Here is a 16,756-nt window from a genome sequence, read left to right as displayed (position 1 = left end):
GCTTTCCGCGCGGCAATCCAGGTTCGTCAGGAGTTCGTCATCATGTCCCGTTTTCTCGCGGCCTTATTGGCCGTGACGTCGTGCGCGTCGATCGCGCACGCGCAATCATCCGAGCCGGCCTCGACCAGTCCCCCGCTCACGCTCGAGCAGGCGCTGGCGCTCGCCGGCGCAACCGCGCCCACCCTCGAAGCCGCAACGGCAGGGATACGGGCAGCCGAGGCGGCGCGGACCGTCGCCGGCTACCGCCCTAACCCCTCGATCGTTGCCGAAACCGAGAACATCGCCGGTAGCGGCCAGTATCGTGGCCTGCGCAGTGCTGAGACGACCGCCGGCGTGGCGCTCCCGATCGAGTTGGGCGGCAAGAGGTCGGCCCGGATCGCGGTCGCAGAGGCGATCGGCAATCGGGCGCGGATCGGAACGGCGCTGGCCGAGGCCGACCTCCGGCTCGCCGTCACCCAGCTCTACATTCAGGCAGCATCGGCCGAACGCCGCCTCGTCACAGCTCGCGAACAGGCCGGTATCGCCCGGGAGGCGCTCCGCGCAGCCGGTGTCCGCGTGCAGGCGGGGCGTGCGTCACCGCTCGAACAGCAGCGTGCCGATGTGCTGCGTATCAACGCAGAGACGGCGGTGGAACGTGCCCAGCGGCTTGCCGAGGTGGCGCGGGACAATCTCGCGCGTCGGATCGGCCAGCCCGTGACCGGGCCGCTCGACCTCGCATGGTATGATCGTGTTGAGGGCTTTGGACCGGCACGGCCGATCGAACCCGGTGGTACGCTGGCACTGGCGGCCGCCCGTGCCGACGCGACGACGGCCGAGGCACAGGTCCGGCTCGCCCGATCGCAGCGCATTCCCGATGTGACGTTGAGCGCCAGCGCACGACGGCTCGAGGCTACCAACGACGTCGCCGCGGTGTTCGGGGTCTCCATCCCATTTCCCGTCTTCAACAACGGCAAAGCCGCCATCGCCCAGGCGCGCGCCCAGAGCGACCAGGCGCAGGCCCTGCGGCGTGCCGCCGAGCTGGACGCGGCGCAGGACATCGCGAACGCCCAGGCGGAGGTGGCGAACGCCGCCACGTCCGCACGCAATGCGAGCGGTCCGGTGCTGGCGTCGGCTGCCGAGGCTGCGCGCATCGCCCGGATCGGCTACCGCGAGGGCAAGTTCGGCCAGCTCGACTTGCTCGATGCCGAGCGGACCCTGTCCGAGACGCGCACCGCCGCGATCGACGCGCTCGCCACCTATCATGACGCAAAGGCACGCCTGGAACGGCTCGTTGCCGCCGCGCCCTCTCCTGAGGAAAACAATCAATGACGAAGAACATCAAGCGGGCGCTGGCGCCCGTGACGCTGGCCCTCATCCTTGCGGGATGCGGCGGGACCGGCAGCGGCGGTGAAGCCGGCGAGAAGGTCGGAGCCGAGAAGGCCGAAGGTGCCGAGGCCAGCGAGGCCAAAGAAGGTCCAAAGGATGCCGTCATCCTCTCCGCGCAGCAGATCGCGGACGCCGGGATCGAGGTCACGCGGCCAACGGTCGGCGGGGAGGCTGGTGCGATCGAGCTTTCGGCAACGATCGAAGGCGATCCGCAAGGCGTGCAGGTGGTATCGGCATCGGTGGGCGGGCGGCTCGTCTCGCTGACCCGCAATCTCGGCCAGCCTGTCGGTCGCGGCGATCCGCTCGCCGTTATCGAGAGCCGCGAAGCAGCCTCCCTCAAGGCAGAGGTGGAGGCCGCTCGCGCGCGTGCCGCCCTCGCGCAAACGAACCTTCGTCGTGAGCAGCGCCTGTTCGCCGAGCGCGTCTCGCCGGAACAGGATCTTGTCGCGGCGCGGACCGCCGCGACCGAAGCCAGCATCGCGCTTCGCCTAGCGCAGCAGCAATTGTCCGCGACCGGCAGCGGGGGCGGTGCGCTCAACCGCATCGCAGTGCGCTCACCAATCGCCGGTCAGGTCATCGCGCGCTCGGCTACGCTCGGGCAGACCGTTGCAGCCGACGCCGAGCTTTTCCGGGTCGCCAACCTTTCCAAGATCACGGTTGCGACCTCGCTGGTGCCCAGCGATGCGGGCCGGGTGAAGCCCGGTGCCCGCGTCGAGGTAACAGCGGCGGGGCGCCGTCAGGAAGGGCGCGTCACGTTCGTCTCGCCCATTCTGGACGAGACGACGCGCTTGGTGCCGGTGATCGTCACCCTCGACAATGGCGGCAGCACTTGGCGCGTTGGCGAGACGGTCAATGTTTCCATCCTGGTTCCGGCAACCGGCGACCGTACCGTCGCCGTGCCGTCGGCTGCGGTCCAGATGATCGAGGACAAGTCGTTCGTCTTCGTGCGGACCCCGACCGGCTTTCGGGCAACGCCGGTGACATTGGGGCGCACCAACGGCGGCCAGGTCGTCGTGACGTCCGGGCTGACCGGTTCGGAGCGGATCGCCTCCACCAACAGCTTCACGCTCAAAGCCGAACTCGGCAAGGGCGAAGGCGGGGACGAGGACTGAACCATGATCGGTCGCATCGTCACCCTCTCCGTCGAGAAGCGTTGGCTAGTCCTGCTTCTCACCGTCGCCGCTGCGCTGCTCGGGATAGGCGCGCTGCGCCAACTCCCGATCGACGCCGTTCCCGACATCACCAATAACCAGGTGCAGATCAACGTCGTCGCCCCTGCCCTTTCCCCCGACCAGATCGAGAAACAGGTCGCGTTCACGGTCGAAACCGCGCTCGCCGGCATCCCTGGCCTCGAATATACCCGTTCACTCAGCCGCAACGGCTTCGCCCAGGTCACGGCCGTCTTCACCGAGAAGACCGATATCTACTTCGCCCGTCAGCAGGTGGCGGAGCGGCTGCGGACTGCGGAGGAAGACCTTCCCGAGGGCGTAAACCCTGAAATGGGGCCGATCGCGACCGGGCTCGGCGACATCTTCATGTGGACGGTCGAGTACCGTGAACTGGATCAGGTCCATCACCGCAACGGTGAGCCCGGTCTGCAACGCGACGGCAGCTACATCACGCCGGAAGGCGATCACCTCGTCAGCGAGGCCGACAAGGCCACCTACCTGCGCACTGTCCAGGACTGGATCGTCACGCCGCAGCTCAAGAGCACGGAGGGACTGGCGGGGGTCGACTCCCTTGGCGGGTACACCAAGGAATATCTCGTCGTCCCCGACGTGCAGCGCATGGCCGCAATGCGGCTGACGCTGCAGGATCTCACCACGGCGCTGGAGCGCAACAACACCAGCGCCGGCGCCGGTGTCGTCAACCGTAACGGCGAAGGGCTCTCTGTCCGCTCCGACGGGCGCGTGCGCAACGCCGACGAGCTTGCCCGAACCGTCGTCGCCACCCGCGAGGGTGTGCCGATCCTGCTCAACCAGATCGCAACAGTTCGGACCGGCCAGGCTCTGCGCATGGGCTCCGCGTCCGAAAACGGCCATGAGGTGGTCGTCGGGACCGCCGTCATGCGGATCGGCGAGAACAGCCGTACCGTCTCGACCGGGGTCGCCGAACGGCTGACCCAGATCGGCCGCTCGCTGCCGGTCGACGTTGTCGTGAAACCGGTGATGAACCGCACCGAGCTGGTGAACTCCACCATATCGACGGTCGCCCGCAATCTCGCCGAAGGCGCGCTGTTGGTCATCGTCGTCCTGTTCGCCTTGCTCGGCAACTTCCGGGCGGCGCTGATCGCGGCTCTCGTCATCCCGATCACGATGCTGCTCACCAGCATCGGCATGTTGGAGGCGGGCGTTTCGGCCAATCTGATGAGCCTCGGCGCGCTCGACTTCGGCCTGATCGTGGACGGTGCCGTCATCATCGTCGAGAACGCATTGCGGCGCCTTGCCGAAGCCCAGCATGGCCGGGACGGCGAACTGACGATGGAACAGCGGCTCGGGCTGGTCGCCGCGTCCGCCCGCGAGATGATCCGTCCGTCCGTTTACGGGCAGGCGATCATCATCCTGGTCTATGCGCCCTTGCTGACCTTCACCGGTGTCGAGGGCAAGATGTTCGAGCCAATGGCGCTCACCGTCATCATCGCACTCGTGTTCGCCTTCATCCTGTCGCTGACCTTTGTGCCCGCGGCGATCGCCATTTGGCTCAGCAAGCGGGTGGAGGAGAAGGAAAGCCGGGCCGTGACGTTCCTTCGACAGCGCTACGAGCCGGGGCTCGATGGGGCGATGCGTCGCCCGACGCTCACCATCGGCATTGCGGTCGGCGCTTTGGCGCTCGCCGGTGTCGCCTTCACCACCTTGGGGCAGGAGTTCCTGCCGCAGCTCGACGAGGGCAATATCCTCGTCCAGGCCGTGCGGATCCCGGGCACGTCGGTCGACCAAAGCCAGGCGATGCAGTTCCAGGTCGAGAAGGCGTTGGCCAAGGTGCCGGAGGTCCGCTTCGCCTTCTCGCGCACGGGCACCTCCGAGATCGCATCGGACCCGATGCCAGCGAACGCCACGGACACCTTCGTTATCCTGAAGCCGAAGGCGCAGTGGCCCGATCCAGGTCTCTCCAAGGAAGAGCTTGTGGAGCGTCTGGAGAAGCGTCTCTCCACCCTCCCCGGCAACGCCTACGAGATCACCCAGCCGATCCAGATGCGGTTCAACGAGCTGATCGCGGGCGTGCGCGGCGACATCGCCATCAAGGTGTTCGGCGACGATTTTGGCGAGATGAATGCGACCGCGGACCGGATCGCCGGTATCCTTCGCCGGACCCGGGGTGCCGCAGACGTGCGGGTCGAACAGACCGAGGGCCTGCCGATGCTCGATATCCGGCCGAACCGCACCGCCATGTCGCGCGTCGGCGTAACCGCCGGCGACGTGCAGGACACGGTTGCCGCAGCGATCGGTGGTCGGCAGGCTGGCATGATCTTTGAGGGGGATCGCCGCTTTCCCGTCATGATCCGAATGGCCGAAAGCTCGCGCTCGGACCTCACGGCGGTCGCTCAGGTGCCGGTACCGACTGCCGGTGGTGGCTTCGTACCGCTGTCGACCGTCGCCGATATCGCTGTCGTCGATGGTCCCAACCAGATCAGCCGGGAGAACGGAAAGCGGCGCGTGGTGGTGCAGGCGAACGTCCGTGACCGCGACGTGGCGGGCGTCGTTGCCGATGCCCGGGCGGCAATCGACGCTCAGGTAAAGCTGCCGGCAGGGACGTACCTCGAATGGGGAGGCCAGTTCGAGAACCTTGCGTCCGCTCGGGACCGGCTCGCTATCGTGGTGCCGATCTGTTTCGTGGTCATCATGCTGCTGCTCTACGGGGCGCTCGGCTCCGTTCGGGATGCGCTGATTGTGTTCACCGGCGTCCCTCTGGCGCTGGTGGGAGGGGTGCTCGCGCTTGTGCTGCGCGGGATGCCCTTCTCCATTTCCGCGGCCGTCGGCTTCATTGCGCTATCCGGCATCGCAGTTCTCAACGGGTTGGTCATGGTGACGTCCATCCATGACCTGATGCGCGATGGCATGGATCGCGCGGCTGCGGCGCATCGAGGCGCGCTGGCCCGGCTCAGGCCTGTCGCGATGACTGCGCTTGTGGCTTCACTCGGTTTCGTACCGATGGCGCTGGGACATGGAGCGGGCGCCGAGGTGCAAAAACCGCTCGCAACCGTGGTTATTGGCGGCCTCATATCCGCGACGCTGCTCACATTGTTCGTGCTGCCGACGCTCTATGCCCGTTTCGGCAGCCGAGAGCTGCCGGTCCCGGAAAGCGATCGGCAAACTGCCGCTCCTGACGAGAAGGTGCCGGCATGAGCGAAGAGAGCTTCGACCTCGACACGGCCGAGAAGCGCCGGACGCTTTGGATAGTCCTGTTGCTCAATCTGGGCCTGGCGGCAGGCTTCGGGGTGTCCGGCGTCATGGCGGATTCCAGCGCCCTGATCGCAAACGGCTTGGACAACGCCTCCGATGGCATCGTCTACATCATCAGCTTGCTTGCCCTCTCGCGCTCACAGGCGTGGAAGCGGGGGGCCGCGGTGACATCGGGCATCCTGCTGCTGCTCTTTGCCGCGGGTGTGCTGCTCGATGCCGGGCGGCGCTATTTCTCGGGAAGCGAGCCGATCGGCCCCACTATGATCGGGATGGCGATCATCGCGGCGGTCGTTAACGGGCTTTGCTTGTGGCTGTTGAAGCGATTGCGCGAGCCCGATGTGAATATGCGCGCTGCGACAACCTTCAGCCTCAACGACTTCGTGTCCAATGGGGGCATCATTCTAGCCGGCGTGATCGTCGTTTGGACGGGCCAGAACTGGCCTGACCTTATCGTCGGCATCGCTGTTGCCGCTATCGCGGTGAAAGGCGGCCTCGAAATCCTGCGAGACGCTCGCTCGGACGCGGGCACGAAAGGAGCCAATCAATGAGCGCAGGCCATGACCATGGGGGGCATGCCCACGACCACACCGCTGGCGCGAATGCCCAGATGCTGAGCTGGGCGCTGGCGCTCACGACCGCCTATCTGGTTGCCGAGGTTGTTGGTGCGTTCGTCTTCAACAGCCTCGCGCTTTTATCTGACGCAGCTCATATGCTGACAGACGTGGCAGCACTGGTGATTGCGCTGCTCGCGATCCGGTTCGGACAGAAGCCGGCCGACGACAAGCGGACGTTCGGCTATAAGCGGTTCGAGATCCTGGCCGCTGCTTTCAACGCCCTGCTGCTCTTCGGTGTGGCGATCTACGTGCTGGTGGAGGCGGTGCAGCGCTTCCGCCAGCCCGAGGCGGTCCAGTCGACCGGGATGATGATCGTCGCCGCGATCGGCCTGGTGGTGAACCTCATATCCATGAAGCTGCTCACGTCGGGCAAGGATGCGAGTATGAACGTCAAGGGCGCCTACCTTGAGGTCTGGGCCGACATGATCGGGTCGGTAGGCGTGATCGCGGGTGCGCTCGCGATCCGGTTCACCGGTTGGACGTGGGTCGATCCGATCGTCGCGGTGGGGATCGGCTTATGGGTGCTGCCCCGAACATGGGTGCTGCTCCGGGACACGACCAACGTGTTGCTCGAGGGCGTTCCTGGAGGGATCAAGCTGCCCGAGTTGCGTGCCGGCATCGCCGGCCTGTCCGGCGTGGCTGGCGTCCACGACCTCCATGTCTGGTCGATGGCCTCGGACGACATCAACTGCACCGCACACGTCACGCTTGCCGAGGGTGCTGACGCCGATGCGATCAGGAAGTCGGTTGCGGACATGCTCCATAGTCGGTTCGGGATCGAGCATTGTACGATCCAGACCGAGGCCGCGGCTGAGCAGTGCGAGGATACCGGGCACCTGCACCCGTGAGCGTGCGGTGACGATAAGGAAGCCGCGGCGCTGGACGGAAGAAGCCGACGCGGAGCTTCGCCAGCGAATTGCCGCGCGGCAGCCCTTGGCGACGATCGCGAGGGAGATGGGTAGAACGATGGATGGCGTTCGAGGGAGGGCGGCTGCGCTGCGGGTCGCCCTTCCGTCTCCTACGCGGCCCTGGCGTGAAACAGTGAAGCGGGGGCCTGCGCCGAAGCCGATGAAGGATCAGGCTAAAGGTGACGAATGAAGGCACCCGGCTGAGGGACGAGCCGGCGCCGTGCGTACTCCTCAGTGGGCGGGGGCTCACGCGGAGAATGACCGATGCACCATCAGATGAGCGCGGAGATGCAGGCTTGCATGGACGCCTGTCACCACTGTCACGTCACCTGCCTGTCGATGACCACCCAACACTGCCTCGAGGTGGGCGGGGCCCACGCCGCGCCCGACCACATCAAGATCATGCTCGATTGCGCGCAGATTTGCGCCACCTCGCTCGATTTTATGGCGCGCGGGTCCGACCAGCATAAGGTCGTATGCGGCATCTGCGCTCAGATCTGCCGGGCTTGCGCGGAGAGCTGCCGGGGGCTCGACGGCATGGAAGAGTGCGTCGCCGCGTGCGAGCGTTGTGCCGACGCATGCGAGAAGATGGCCGCCTGATCGGTGACGGGCGGGTGGCGATCTGCCGCCCGCTCCTCACATCGCCGTTGCGGGGGGCTCGAGCATCCCCAGCCAGGCGACCAGCGCCAGGATCGTGACGGCACAGCTCGCCTCAATCGCGAGGCTGCGCCACAGAGCACCAAGCGCGGCCCGATGATCGCCCGCGGCAACCGAGCGCTCGAAAACCGGCGTCAGCCGGAAACGATTGAGGGAGGCCAGCCCCAGCATCGCGCCGAACAGTACCAGCTTGGCGAGGAGGAGCTGGCCGTAAAGGGTGGTCAGAAGTCTCGGTAAATTGCCGGCACCGACCAGCAGCCAGCCATTGACCAGGCCCGTCACAACGATCGTGCCGACCACGAGCGTGCCGACCAGACCGAAGCCGTGCAACGCCCGGTGGGTCAGTCTGAGATGCGCGACGTCGACGCGAACTGCCGGTCGCACCACGAGCAGCGTCAACCCGAGCAGTGCGCCGACCCAGGCTCCGGCCGCCAACAGATGCAGAATATCGGCCAGCAGATGGACCCAGCCCGTCGCGCCCTCATCCATCGCGCCATGGCCTGTCCAGGCGAGCGTCGCGAGCGCAATGCCCGCCGCGAGCGCCACCATGCCGAGCGGCGCGGTACGTCCTGCCGCGATCAGCGCGGCGATCACGGCCACAATCAGCGCGACCATGCGCGCTTCCCACGCCGTGCCCGTCGCGGAGCCGGTGATCAGCATTCCGATCGCTTCCCGATCGATCGGCCACGGCGGCGCTCCAGCCATTGCCGCGGCGAGCAGGACGAGCGCAATGCCTGAAAACAGAAGGCCGAGCAGCCCGGTCCCCACCAGCCAAGGGCGCAAGGCGAGTGCGTCTGCGCGCTCCCCGGCCTTGAGCCCGTAGAGGCTGAACGCCGACAGGCCGAACAGCCCGCTCAACGTCGCATAAAGCGCGAAGCGGACCCCGATCAACGGCCAGTCGGCATCCACCTTACTTCACCGCGAAGGCGAAGTTGCCCGACACCCGATGCGTGTCGGCCGAGACGACGTGCCATGCGACGCTGTAGCGGCCCGCGCCGAGCGGCGACTTGGGCACCACGACCAGCGTTCGGCCATCGGGTGCAACCTGGGTGGTGGTTGCAACCTTCATCGGTGGGTGCGTGGTGCCGCCATGGCCCGTCATCATCAAGTCCGCACCGGAGAATTTCGGCATCAGCCTCTCGCTGAACTGCAAAGCGACACGCGCGGGCTTGGCAACGGTCGCGTTGGGCGCGGGTGAGGCCACAACGAGCTTCGGGTGAGCCTGCGCCGCACTGGCGAGGCTCAGGAGAGTGAGGGCGGCAGGAAGGGCGAGACTACGCATGGGGTACTCCGACGAGGTTCGTGCACCCTTCTACGCGGCGCGCTGCCCGACCCCTCACCGGCGGTTGAGGGATGATGGGCAGCGATGCGTATCCGATGATAGAGGGGTGGAGTGGAAAGCATGGACGATCTAGACAGAGCATTGGCGCGACTAGCGGGCGCACCCGCCCCGGCCGCTTTGGAGGGTATCGAGGACCAAGTCCTCAGACGGATCGGCAGCCGCCCCGCCGTGCGCGGGGCCGGGCTCGGGATCGGTGTGATAACCGCCGCGGCGCTCGGTATCGGGATCGTCGGTGCCGAGCTGCCCGCGACGGCAAGCCCTGCTGTCTCGCTCGCGCCGCTCGGCGGAGCCTCCCCCCTCGCTCCTTCCGCGTTGCTGATCGGCGAGCCATGACCTCGACCAAGCGGGTTGTCCTGTGCGCCTTGCTCGCCTTCCTGGCAGCGATTGGTGGTGTCTTTATCGGGCGCGCGCTGCTGCCGCAGCCCAAGCAACCCGGTGCGGCGCTCCACGAGGTGCTGCACCACAAGCTCGCGCTCGATGGCGACCAGCAGGCCCGATTGAAGGTGCTCGAAGACCGGTTCGCGGTGCAACGCCGCGCCCTCGAGCTGGAGATGCGTGCCGCCAATGCCCGCCTTGCCGAGGCGATCGAGGCCGAGCACGGCAATGGTCCGCGGGTGGCCGCTGCGGTCGACCAGAGCCATGCCGCGATGGGCGAGCTGCAGAAGGCGACGCTGGCGCACATCTTCGCCATGCGTCAGCTTCTCCGGCCCGATCAGACCTCTCAATTCGATGACGCGGTGGTGAAGGCGCTCACCGACGGCCAGGGGTGAGCCTCGATTGGACCGCGCTGTCGGATGGCGAACTGGCGACGCTCAGCATCGCCGGCCGACAAGCCGCTTTCGCCGAGATCGTGCGACGCTATCGGCAGCCGATGTTCCGGCTTTCGCGCGCCTTCCTCGGCGATGCCGACGAAGCGCTGGACGTGACGCAGGAAGCGTTTGTGGCCGCGCATCAGGCCTTGTCGCGCTACGACCCCAACCGATCGATGCAGGCGTGGCTAACGACCATCGCCGTCAACAAATGCCGCGATTGGGCGCGTAAGCGTGCCGTGCGCCGGTTTCTGTCGTTCGCGCTGCCGAACGACGAACAGGTCCAGAGCATCGTCGACGAACAGGTGCCGATCGACGACGCAGCCGGCGATCGGCAGGAACTCGATCGTGTGACCCGCGCCATCTCGACCTTGCCCGCGAACCTGAAGGAGCCTTTGGTACTTCGGACGATCGAAGGCCTGAGCCAGGCCGAGACGGCCGAGGTGCTGGGGATCAGCCAGAAGGCGGTCGAAACCCGCCTGTATCGCGCGCGGGCGCGGCTGCTCGAAAAACTCGGGAACCGCTGAGGGCTGGACGGATCGGCCGCGTAGAAGAAGCGACGGCCCTTTCACGGCCCCATTCTTAGGAGCTTGCATGTCGCGCGTTCTCGACCGCCGCCAGGTGCTGCGCGGTGCCAGTCTGGCAGGAGGCGGCCTCGCCTTGTCGGCCTATATGCCGGCATGGGCACAGCCCGTCTCCGCCGGCATCGCCAAGCCGTTGCCCACGGTGTCGGGCGAGGACATCACGCTCAAGGTCGCGCATCAGATGATGATGATCGACGGGCGGCAGAGCCACGCCATCGGCATCAACGGCACCGTGCCCGCGCCGCTCATCCGCTTGCGCGAGGGACAGAACGTCCGCCTCCACGTCGTCAACGAGCTCGACGAGGAAACCTCGATCCACTGGCATGGGCTGCTGCTGCCCTTTCAGATGGACGGGGTGCCGGGGATCGCCTTCCCCGGCATTCCGGCGCGCTCGACCTTCACCTACGAGTTCCCGATCATCCAGAGCGGGACCTACTGGTATCACAGCCATTCCGGGCTTCAGGAGCAGGAGGGACACTACGGCCCGATCCTGATCGATCCGAAGAATCCCGATCCGGTGAAGTTCGACCGGGAGCACGTGATCGTGCTGTCCGACCACAGCTTCCACCACCCGCACTACCTCTTCGATCGGTTGAAGAAGGAGTCGGGCTACTTCAACCGCCAGCGCCAGACCCTGGCCGGGCTTCTCGCCGGCAAGGATCAGTCGCTGAAAGAGCGGTTGGAGTGGGGCAAGATGCGGATGGACCCCGCCGACGTCGCCGACGTCACGGGCTCGGTCTACACCTACCTGGTCAACGGCTACGGCCCCAAGGACAATTGGACCGCGCTATTCCGCCCCGGCGAGCGGGTGCGGCTGCGCTTCATCAACGCCTCGTCGATGACCACCTTCAACGTCCGCATTCCGGGCCTGCCGATGACGATCGTCGCGGCCGACGGCTTGAACGTGCGCCCGGTCGAGATCGACGAGTTCCAGTTCGGCCCGGCCGAGACCTATGACGCGATCGTCACCCCGCCCGACCTGCGCGCCTATACGCTGGTCGGTGAGAGCATCGATCGCTCCGGCATGGCCCGCGCGACGCTCGCTCCGCGCGAGGGCATGGCGGCCGAGGTGCCCCCGCTCCGCAAGCGCCCGCTCGCGACCATGAAGGACATGGGCATGGGCGGCATGGATCATGGCACGATGGACCACAGCGCCATGAACCATGGCGCGATGGGCGGCGCTGCGGGTTCGATGTCCGGCATGGACCATGCTTCGATGGGGCATGGCGCGGGCACCGGCGCAATGCCGGGTATGGATCATTCCCAAATGAACCACGGCGCGGCCGGCACCGCGGCAGGCGGCATGGCAGGCATGGACCACGGCCAGGCTCAGGGCGGCGCCATGGCCGGAATGGATCATGGTTCCGGCACGATGCCGGCGATGAACGGCGATCAGATGGGCGGGATGGACATGGGCGGCATGAGCCATTCCATGCGCGATTTCAGCAATGCCCCTGAGGTGAAGAAGGGACCGGGCGTGCAGACCATCTCGCCGATGCCGGTCGATCGCACCGGAGATCCCGGGCAGGGGCTGGAGAATGTCGGGCACCGCGTTCTCACCTATCGCGACCTGATGGCGCTCGACCGCAACCCGGACACACGCGCACCGGAGCGGGAGATCAAGCTCCACCTCACCGGCAACATGGAGCGCTACATGTGGGGCTTCGACGGCGAGAAGCTGTCGGAGAACCCCGATCCGATCACGCTGCTTCACGGCGAGCGCGTACGGGTGACGCTCATCAACGACACGATGATGGGGCATCCGATCCACATCCATGGCCACTTCTTCGACCTGGTGACCGGCAAGGGCGCCTACGCGCCCCGAAAGCATACGGTGCTGGTGCAGCCGGGAGGCACGGTGAGCTGGGACGTGACCGGCGAGGAAGGCGACTGGGCCTTCCACTGCCACATGCTCTACCACATGCACGCGGGCATGATGCGTGTCGTCCAGGTCCGCAAGGCCGGGGAGGCCACGGCGTGATCCGGGCGCTCCTCCTCGCCGGTATGGCGCCGCTCGCCCTTGCGACACCCGCATTGGCGCAGACCATGGACCATTCCATGCACAACATGCCGGGCATGACGATGCCGGCAAAGCCGGCCGCCAAGCCGAAGGCGAAAGCCGCGGCCAAGTCCGCGACTAAGCGTAAGGCCCCCGTCCGACGCACCGCGCCGCGGCGCGCGCAACCGGCGAAGACGCAGGCTGCCGACCCTCATGCCGGGCATGACATGAGCGGAATGCAGGGAATGGATATGAGCGGTCAGCAGCAGGCTGCGCCCACCCAGAACCCGCACGCCGGGCACGATATGTCCGCTATGCCGGGCATGGCAGCATCGACAGATGCGGGCCAGGACCCACATGCCGGCCACGACATGAGCACGATGCCGGGCATGGCGATGCCCGGCGATCAGCCCGCTGCCAAGGTCGGAACCGACCTTCCTCCCGGCAACAAACCCGCTCCCGCCCCGGCCGGCGACCACCTCGCCGATCGTTTCTGGGGCGCGGACGCCATGGCCAGCTCGCGCGAGAACGATCTACGCCGCGAGCATGGCGGAATGACCGTCTATCAGATCCTCTTCAATCTCGCCGAATATCAGGCTCGCAAGGGTGGCGACGGCTATCGCTGGGATGGCGAGGCCTGGATCGGGGGCGACATCAATCGCTTTACGCTAAAGAGCGAGGGCGAAGGCACGTTCGGCAAGCCGCTCGAACAGGCCGAGGTGCAGGCGCTCTACAGCCGCGCCCTCGATCCCTACTGGAACCTCCAGGCCGGCGTTCGTTACGACTTCAAGCCTAACCCCTCGCGCACCTACGCGACGGTAGGGATCGAGGGGCTCGCCCCAGGCTGGTTCGAGGTGGAGGGCGCATTGTTCCTCTCCGACAAGGGCGACGTGCTTGGCCGCGCGGAGGGCTATTACGACCAGCGCATCACCAACTGGTTCGTGCTCCAGCCCAGAGTGGAAGCCAATTTCTCTGCCCAAGACGTGCCCGAGACCGGCACCGGCTCAGGGCTCACCGACCTCGAGGCTGGCCTTCGTCTTCGCTACGAGGGCCGGCGCGAGTTCGCGCCCTATATCGGCGTGTCTTGGGAGCGGCAGTTCGGCGACACCGCGCGCTTCACCCGCGCACGTGGCGACAGCACCGGCGGCTTCAGCTTCGTTGCGGGCGTGAGGACCTGGTTCTGAGCCCGCGGCTCCGCCTCCATATCGGTGCGAGCAAGGTTCACCGCTGGCTCGCGCTCCTGATCGGGGCGCAGGCGATCGTCTGGTTCACCAGTGGGCTCATCATGAGCCTGCTGCCGATCGACACGGTGCACGGCGATCACCGGATCGATCGGAACGTCGAACCGGCCCTGATCGCCACCCAGGACTTCGCGTCGGTCCCTGCTCTTCTCGCATCTGCCGGAGCGCCGGTGCGTCAGCTCCAGCACCGGATGCTGCTAGGTCGGCCGATCGTCGAAGCCCAGCTCGGCGACGGCAAGGTGCGTTTGCTGGACGCCCGCACCGCAAAGCCGCTGCCCCCGGTCGACGGCCCGGCCGCAGCGCTGATCGCAAGGCAGGCGTATCGCGGCGAAACTGGTTCGGCGCCCGTCGTCGAGCGGATCGAGCGCCTCAGCACCGAGTACCGCGGTGCCCTCCCCGCCTGGCGTGCTTCCTTCCCCGACACCGACGGAACCCGCATCTACGTCGCGGCGGAGACTGGCCGGCTGACATCGGTGCGAACCGGCACGTGGCGGCTCTACGACTTCTTCTGGGGACTCCACATCATGGATTGGACCGAGCACGAACGGTTCAACACGCCGTGGCTCAACGCCTTCGCAGCGGGGGGACTCGTGTTCGCCGTCGCCGGGGCAATCCTGCTCTTCATGCGCTGGCCCCGTCGACGGCGCAGAAAAGCTCAAGGGGTCCGCTAGAGAGCCGCGTATGCCTGAGTGGGTGGGGCCGCACAGGAGAGCGCATGATGAACCACAACGACCCCAGCTCCAAACAGGGCGGTATGGGGATGAGCTACGGGCGCTTCGCCGCGATGATCGCGACGTCGACGGTCGTGATGTTCGGGCTCATGTACCTGAACACCTACGCGCTCGCCCATGTCGAATACAGCCAGACCCGGACGTGGATGGCGATCGTCATGGGCGCCACCATGGCGCTCATCATGATCGGCTTCATGTGGGGCATGTATCCCGACCGACGGGCCAATCTCGGCATCGTGGCGGCCTCGATCGCGGTGTTCGCCGGTGCCTTGTGGCTTGTCCGCAGCCAGGAGACGGTCGGAGACGTTGCTTATATGAAGGCGATGATCCCGCATCACTCGATCGCGATCATGACCAGCGAGCGCGCTCACATCAAAGACCCCGAGGTGCGGAAACTCGCGGACGGGATCATCGACGCTCAGGTCCGCGAGATCGCGCAGATGAAGCGCTACATCGCCCGGCTTGAGGCGCACCCCACGCCCGACAATGCGCCCGACCTCCCCTCCTATCGCGACAAGCAGGTGCCTCCCCCGCCCCCCGAAACCGACGAGAGCGTCGGCGTCAACACGCTTCAGCCGATCCGCTGAGCAACATCGCTTGAGGGCTAATCGGTTTGAGCCCGTATCCCTGTTGAGCGGGAGTTTTGACGCAGGAGCGACACGATGAAGAAGATGATGATTATGGCCGTCGCGACCGCCCTCGGCGCGGCTCCCGCGGTCGCCCAGATGCAGGGCATGGACCATTCCGGCATGAACCACGGGCAGATGATGCGGCCGACGCCGGCGAACCCGTACCCGCAGGCCGAGATGGACATGCATCAGAAGATGATGTCGGCGATGGGTGCCGATGCGACCGAGACGTGGGTCCGCAAGATGGTCGAGCACCACCGTGGCGGCATCGCCATGTCGCGTATCGTGCTTCGCGAGACCAAGGACCCCAAGGTTCGCCAGATGGCCACCAAGACGATCGCAGAGCAGACCCGCGAGATCGGCGAGTTGAACGCCTGGCTGCGGGCGCATGGCAAGAGCGCCCAGTAATCGACTACCGTCCCTCCCCCCGTCACCGTGCGGGGGAATGGCCACCCGGGAACTCAGATATGGATCGCTTTCGCCTTCTCGCCGCCGCGCTGGCGTGCGCTACCCCTGCGGGGGCTCTCGCCGCGGGTCCCGTCCTGATGCATCGCGACCCGGGTTGCCCCTGTTGCGAGAAATGGGCGCAGCAGGTGAAGGAGCAGTTCGGCCGCGCCGTCCGCGTCGTCGACGATGCGAACCGGCCGGCGTTCATGAAGGCACGCGGCGTGCCTCAAGACCTCGCCTCCTGTCACACTGCCATTATCGACGGCATGACCTTCGAAGGGCACGTTCCGATTGCCGACATGAAGCGCGCCTTGGCCACGCATCCGAAGGGCGTCACCGGCCTCGCGGTCGCCGGGATGCCGATGGGCTCACCGGGCATGGAAATGCCGGGCATGAAGGCCCAGGCCTATGACGTGATCGCGTTCGGGCCGAGCGGCCGCAGGGTGTTCGCCCGCCATTGAAAAGGGGAGGCGCGAACGCCTCCCCTCCCAGCTTACTTCTTCTGCATGCCCGACATGTCGTGACCGGCGTGCTCGCCGTGCTTCATGTCCTTCATGTCGGCGCAGCAATCCTTCTTCGCGCCGTCCTTGTCCTTGCAGCAGTCGGTGCCATCCTTGCAGCACTCCTTCCCCGCGCAGCAGTCAGCGGCGGCAAAGGCCGTGGCGGGAACGAGCGCGAGCGCGATAGCCGCGCCGATGAACTTGATGGTCTTCATGTGTAATTTTCCTCAAACGCACTGATTGATCGGAATCCACGTCGATCAGGCGGTTCGAGGAGGTGGCGGTGCAGGACCGCCCGAGCGACCAACAAGGGCATGAGGCTCGGGTGCGGGCGGATCCGTCCGCACGGCGAGCTGCGGCGCGGGAGACGTGTGAACGTCGAGGGCCGTTGCGATGCAGGCTCCTACGCAGTCCACCGAAGGGGCCTTTTTCACGGGCGTGGGCGGCGCTCGATCGCAATCGGCCATTCCGGCATGCGCCTCCGCAGGCGGAGCAGCCTGCGCGATGGCCTCGCACATTGGGCCCATCCG

General features: G+C 66.5%; 18 protein-coding genes. 15 read left to right on the top strand and 3 right to left on the bottom strand.

The annotated features are described in order from the left end of the window. Positions 1 to 42 precede the first annotated feature (42 nt). The 6 genes from ACU5AX_RS19950 (at position 43) to ACU5AX_RS19925 (ending at position 7,887) form a co-directional block, all read left to right on the top strand. Positions 43 to 1,308, top strand: a complete 1,266-nt coding sequence (locus ACU5AX_RS19950) for a TolC family protein (protein ID WP_446692283.1) — start codon at positions 43 to 45, stop codon at positions 1,306 to 1,308. Next, complete coding sequence (locus tag ACU5AX_RS19945; protein ID WP_085809867.1) at positions 1,305 to 2,477, top strand: efflux RND transporter periplasmic adaptor subunit; 1,173 nt, start codon at positions 1,305 to 1,307, stop codon at positions 2,475 to 2,477. Before ACU5AX_RS19950 ends, ACU5AX_RS19945 begins: the two co-directional genes overlap by 4 nt. 3 nt (positions 2,478 to 2,480) lie before the next feature. Further along, on the top strand, positions 2,481 to 5,708 hold the full coding sequence (locus tag ACU5AX_RS19940) for an efflux RND transporter permease subunit (protein WP_085809866.1): 3,228 nt from the start codon (positions 2,481 to 2,483) through the stop codon (positions 5,706 to 5,708). Continuing rightward, positions 5,705 to 6,313: a cation diffusion facilitator family transporter gene (locus tag ACU5AX_RS19935; RefSeq protein WP_085809865.1), complete on the top strand. Its 609-nt coding sequence runs from the start codon at positions 5,705 to 5,707 to the stop codon at positions 6,311 to 6,313. The genes ACU5AX_RS19940 and ACU5AX_RS19935 overlap by 4 nt, the downstream gene beginning before the upstream one ends. After that, a complete protein-coding gene (locus ACU5AX_RS19930) occupies positions 6,310 to 7,227 on the top strand; it encodes a cation diffusion facilitator family transporter (RefSeq protein WP_066779372.1) in 918 nt (305 codons plus the stop codon). Before ACU5AX_RS19935 ends, ACU5AX_RS19930 begins: the two co-directional genes overlap by 4 nt. A 324-nt stretch (positions 7,228 to 7,551) precedes the next feature. After that, entirely contained in the window at positions 7,552 to 7,887 is a 336-nt protein-coding gene (locus ACU5AX_RS19925; RefSeq protein WP_446692282.1) for a four-helix bundle copper-binding protein, read from the top strand. 36 nt (positions 7,888 to 7,923) lie between these two features. On the opposite strand, the gene copD is transcribed toward ACU5AX_RS19925, so the two are convergent. After that, on the bottom strand, positions 7,924 to 8,853 hold the full coding sequence (gene copD, locus ACU5AX_RS19920; RefSeq protein WP_066779366.1) for a copper homeostasis membrane protein CopD: 930 nt from the start codon (positions 8,851 to 8,853) through the stop codon (positions 7,924 to 7,926). Position 8,854: 1 nt separating this feature from the next. After that, complete coding sequence (gene copC, locus ACU5AX_RS19915; protein WP_041043251.1) at positions 8,855 to 9,226, bottom strand: copper homeostasis periplasmic binding protein CopC; 372 nt, start codon at positions 9,224 to 9,226, stop codon at positions 8,855 to 8,857. Positions 9,227 to 9,346: 120 nt separating this feature from the next. Between copC and ACU5AX_RS19910 the strand changes: the two genes are divergently transcribed. From ACU5AX_RS19910 to ACU5AX_RS19870, 9 genes are all read left to right on the top strand, one after another. Then, the gene (locus tag ACU5AX_RS19910) at positions 9,347 to 9,619 is read left to right on the top strand and encodes a hypothetical protein (protein ID WP_446692281.1); all 273 of its coding nucleotides are present in this window, start codon (positions 9,347 to 9,349) and stop codon (positions 9,617 to 9,619) included. After that, a complete protein-coding gene (locus ACU5AX_RS19905) occupies positions 9,616 to 10,056 on the top strand; it encodes a periplasmic heavy metal sensor (protein ID WP_041043253.1) in 441 nt (146 codons plus the stop codon). The genes ACU5AX_RS19910 and ACU5AX_RS19905 overlap by 4 nt, the downstream gene beginning before the upstream one ends. After that, positions 10,053 to 10,622, top strand: a complete 570-nt coding sequence (locus ACU5AX_RS19900) for an RNA polymerase sigma factor (RefSeq protein ID WP_041043254.1) — start codon at positions 10,053 to 10,055, stop codon at positions 10,620 to 10,622. Before ACU5AX_RS19905 ends, ACU5AX_RS19900 begins: the two co-directional genes overlap by 4 nt. A gap of 67 nt (positions 10,623 to 10,689) precedes the next feature. Beyond that, positions 10,690 to 12,660, top strand: coding sequence for a copper resistance system multicopper oxidase (locus tag ACU5AX_RS19895; protein ID WP_446692280.1), 1,971 nt, complete (start codon positions 10,690 to 10,692; stop codon positions 12,658 to 12,660). A 23-nt stretch (positions 12,661 to 12,683) separates the two neighbouring features. After that, on the top strand, positions 12,684 to 13,862 hold the full coding sequence (locus ACU5AX_RS19890) for a copper resistance protein B (protein WP_446692279.1): 1,179 nt from the start codon (positions 12,684 to 12,686) through the stop codon (positions 13,860 to 13,862). A 101-nt stretch (positions 13,863 to 13,963) separates the two neighbouring features. After that, positions 13,964 to 14,590 (top strand): hypothetical protein, encoded by a 627-nt coding sequence (locus ACU5AX_RS19885; RefSeq protein ID WP_240313675.1) that lies wholly within the window; start codon positions 13,964 to 13,966, stop codon positions 14,588 to 14,590. 47 nt (positions 14,591 to 14,637) lie between these two features. After that, a complete protein-coding gene (locus ACU5AX_RS19880; protein ID WP_205411694.1) occupies positions 14,638 to 15,237 on the top strand; it encodes a DUF305 domain-containing protein in 600 nt (199 codons plus the stop codon). Between the two features lie 75 nt (positions 15,238 to 15,312). After that, complete coding sequence (locus ACU5AX_RS19875; protein ID WP_174236673.1) at positions 15,313 to 15,687, top strand: DUF305 domain-containing protein; 375 nt, start codon at positions 15,313 to 15,315, stop codon at positions 15,685 to 15,687. 137 nt (positions 15,688 to 15,824) lie between these two features. Next, positions 15,825 to 16,187, top strand: coding sequence for a DUF411 domain-containing protein (locus ACU5AX_RS19870; RefSeq protein WP_082746205.1), 363 nt, complete (start codon positions 15,825 to 15,827; stop codon positions 16,185 to 16,187). Between the two features lie 32 nt (positions 16,188 to 16,219). On the opposite strand, the gene ACU5AX_RS19865 is transcribed toward ACU5AX_RS19870, so the two are convergent. Beyond that, on the bottom strand, positions 16,220 to 16,441 hold the full coding sequence (locus tag ACU5AX_RS19865) for a hypothetical protein (RefSeq protein ID WP_112384034.1): 222 nt from the start codon (positions 16,439 to 16,441) through the stop codon (positions 16,220 to 16,222). Positions 16,442 to 16,756: the final 315 nt, after the last annotated feature.

The organism is Sphingomonas benefaciens (assembly GCF_052907485.1).
The sequence above is the reverse complement of the archived record's forward strand: the minus strand, read 5'-3'. Positions and strand labels throughout refer to the sequence as shown.

Coding starts and splice junctions, on each gene's coding strand:
- ACU5AX_RS19870 (WP_082746205.1), top strand. CDS start 15,825: ATGCATCGCGACCCGGGTTGCCCCTGTTGCGAGAAATGGGCGCAGCAG.
- ACU5AX_RS19930 (WP_066779372.1), top strand. CDS start 6,310: ATGAGCGCAGGCCATGACCATGGGGGGCATGCCCACGACCACACCGCT.
- ACU5AX_RS19945 (WP_085809867.1), top strand. CDS start 1,305: ATGACGAAGAACATCAAGCGGGCGCTGGCGCCCGTGACGCTGGCCCTC.
- ACU5AX_RS19910 (WP_446692281.1), top strand. CDS start 9,347: ATGGACGATCTAGACAGAGCATTGGCGCGACTAGCGGGCGCACCCGCC.
- ACU5AX_RS19880 (WP_205411694.1), top strand. CDS start 14,638: ATGAACCACAACGACCCCAGCTCCAAACAGGGCGGTATGGGGATGAGC.
- ACU5AX_RS19885 (WP_240313675.1), top strand. CDS start 13,964: ATGAGCCTGCTGCCGATCGACACGGTGCACGGCGATCACCGGATCGAT.
- copC (WP_041043251.1), bottom strand. CDS start 9,226: ATGCGTAGTCTCGCCCTTCCTGCCGCCCTCACTCTCCTGAGCCTCGCC.
- ACU5AX_RS19925 (WP_446692282.1), top strand. CDS start 7,552: ATGCACCATCAGATGAGCGCGGAGATGCAGGCTTGCATGGACGCCTGT.
- ACU5AX_RS19890 (WP_446692279.1), top strand. CDS start 12,684: ATGGCGCCGCTCGCCCTTGCGACACCCGCATTGGCGCAGACCATGGAC.
- ACU5AX_RS19895 (WP_446692280.1), top strand. CDS start 10,690: ATGTCGCGCGTTCTCGACCGCCGCCAGGTGCTGCGCGGTGCCAGTCTG.
- ACU5AX_RS19940 (WP_085809866.1), top strand. CDS start 2,481: ATGATCGGTCGCATCGTCACCCTCTCCGTCGAGAAGCGTTGGCTAGTC.
- ACU5AX_RS19905 (WP_041043253.1), top strand. CDS start 9,616: ATGACCTCGACCAAGCGGGTTGTCCTGTGCGCCTTGCTCGCCTTCCTG.
- ACU5AX_RS19865 (WP_112384034.1), bottom strand. CDS start 16,441: ATGAAGACCATCAAGTTCATCGGCGCGGCTATCGCGCTCGCGCTCGTT.
- ACU5AX_RS19935 (WP_085809865.1), top strand. CDS start 5,705: ATGAGCGAAGAGAGCTTCGACCTCGACACGGCCGAGAAGCGCCGGACG.
- ACU5AX_RS19875 (WP_174236673.1), top strand. CDS start 15,313: ATGAAGAAGATGATGATTATGGCCGTCGCGACCGCCCTCGGCGCGGCT.
- ACU5AX_RS19950 (WP_446692283.1), top strand. CDS start 43: ATGTCCCGTTTTCTCGCGGCCTTATTGGCCGTGACGTCGTGCGCGTCG.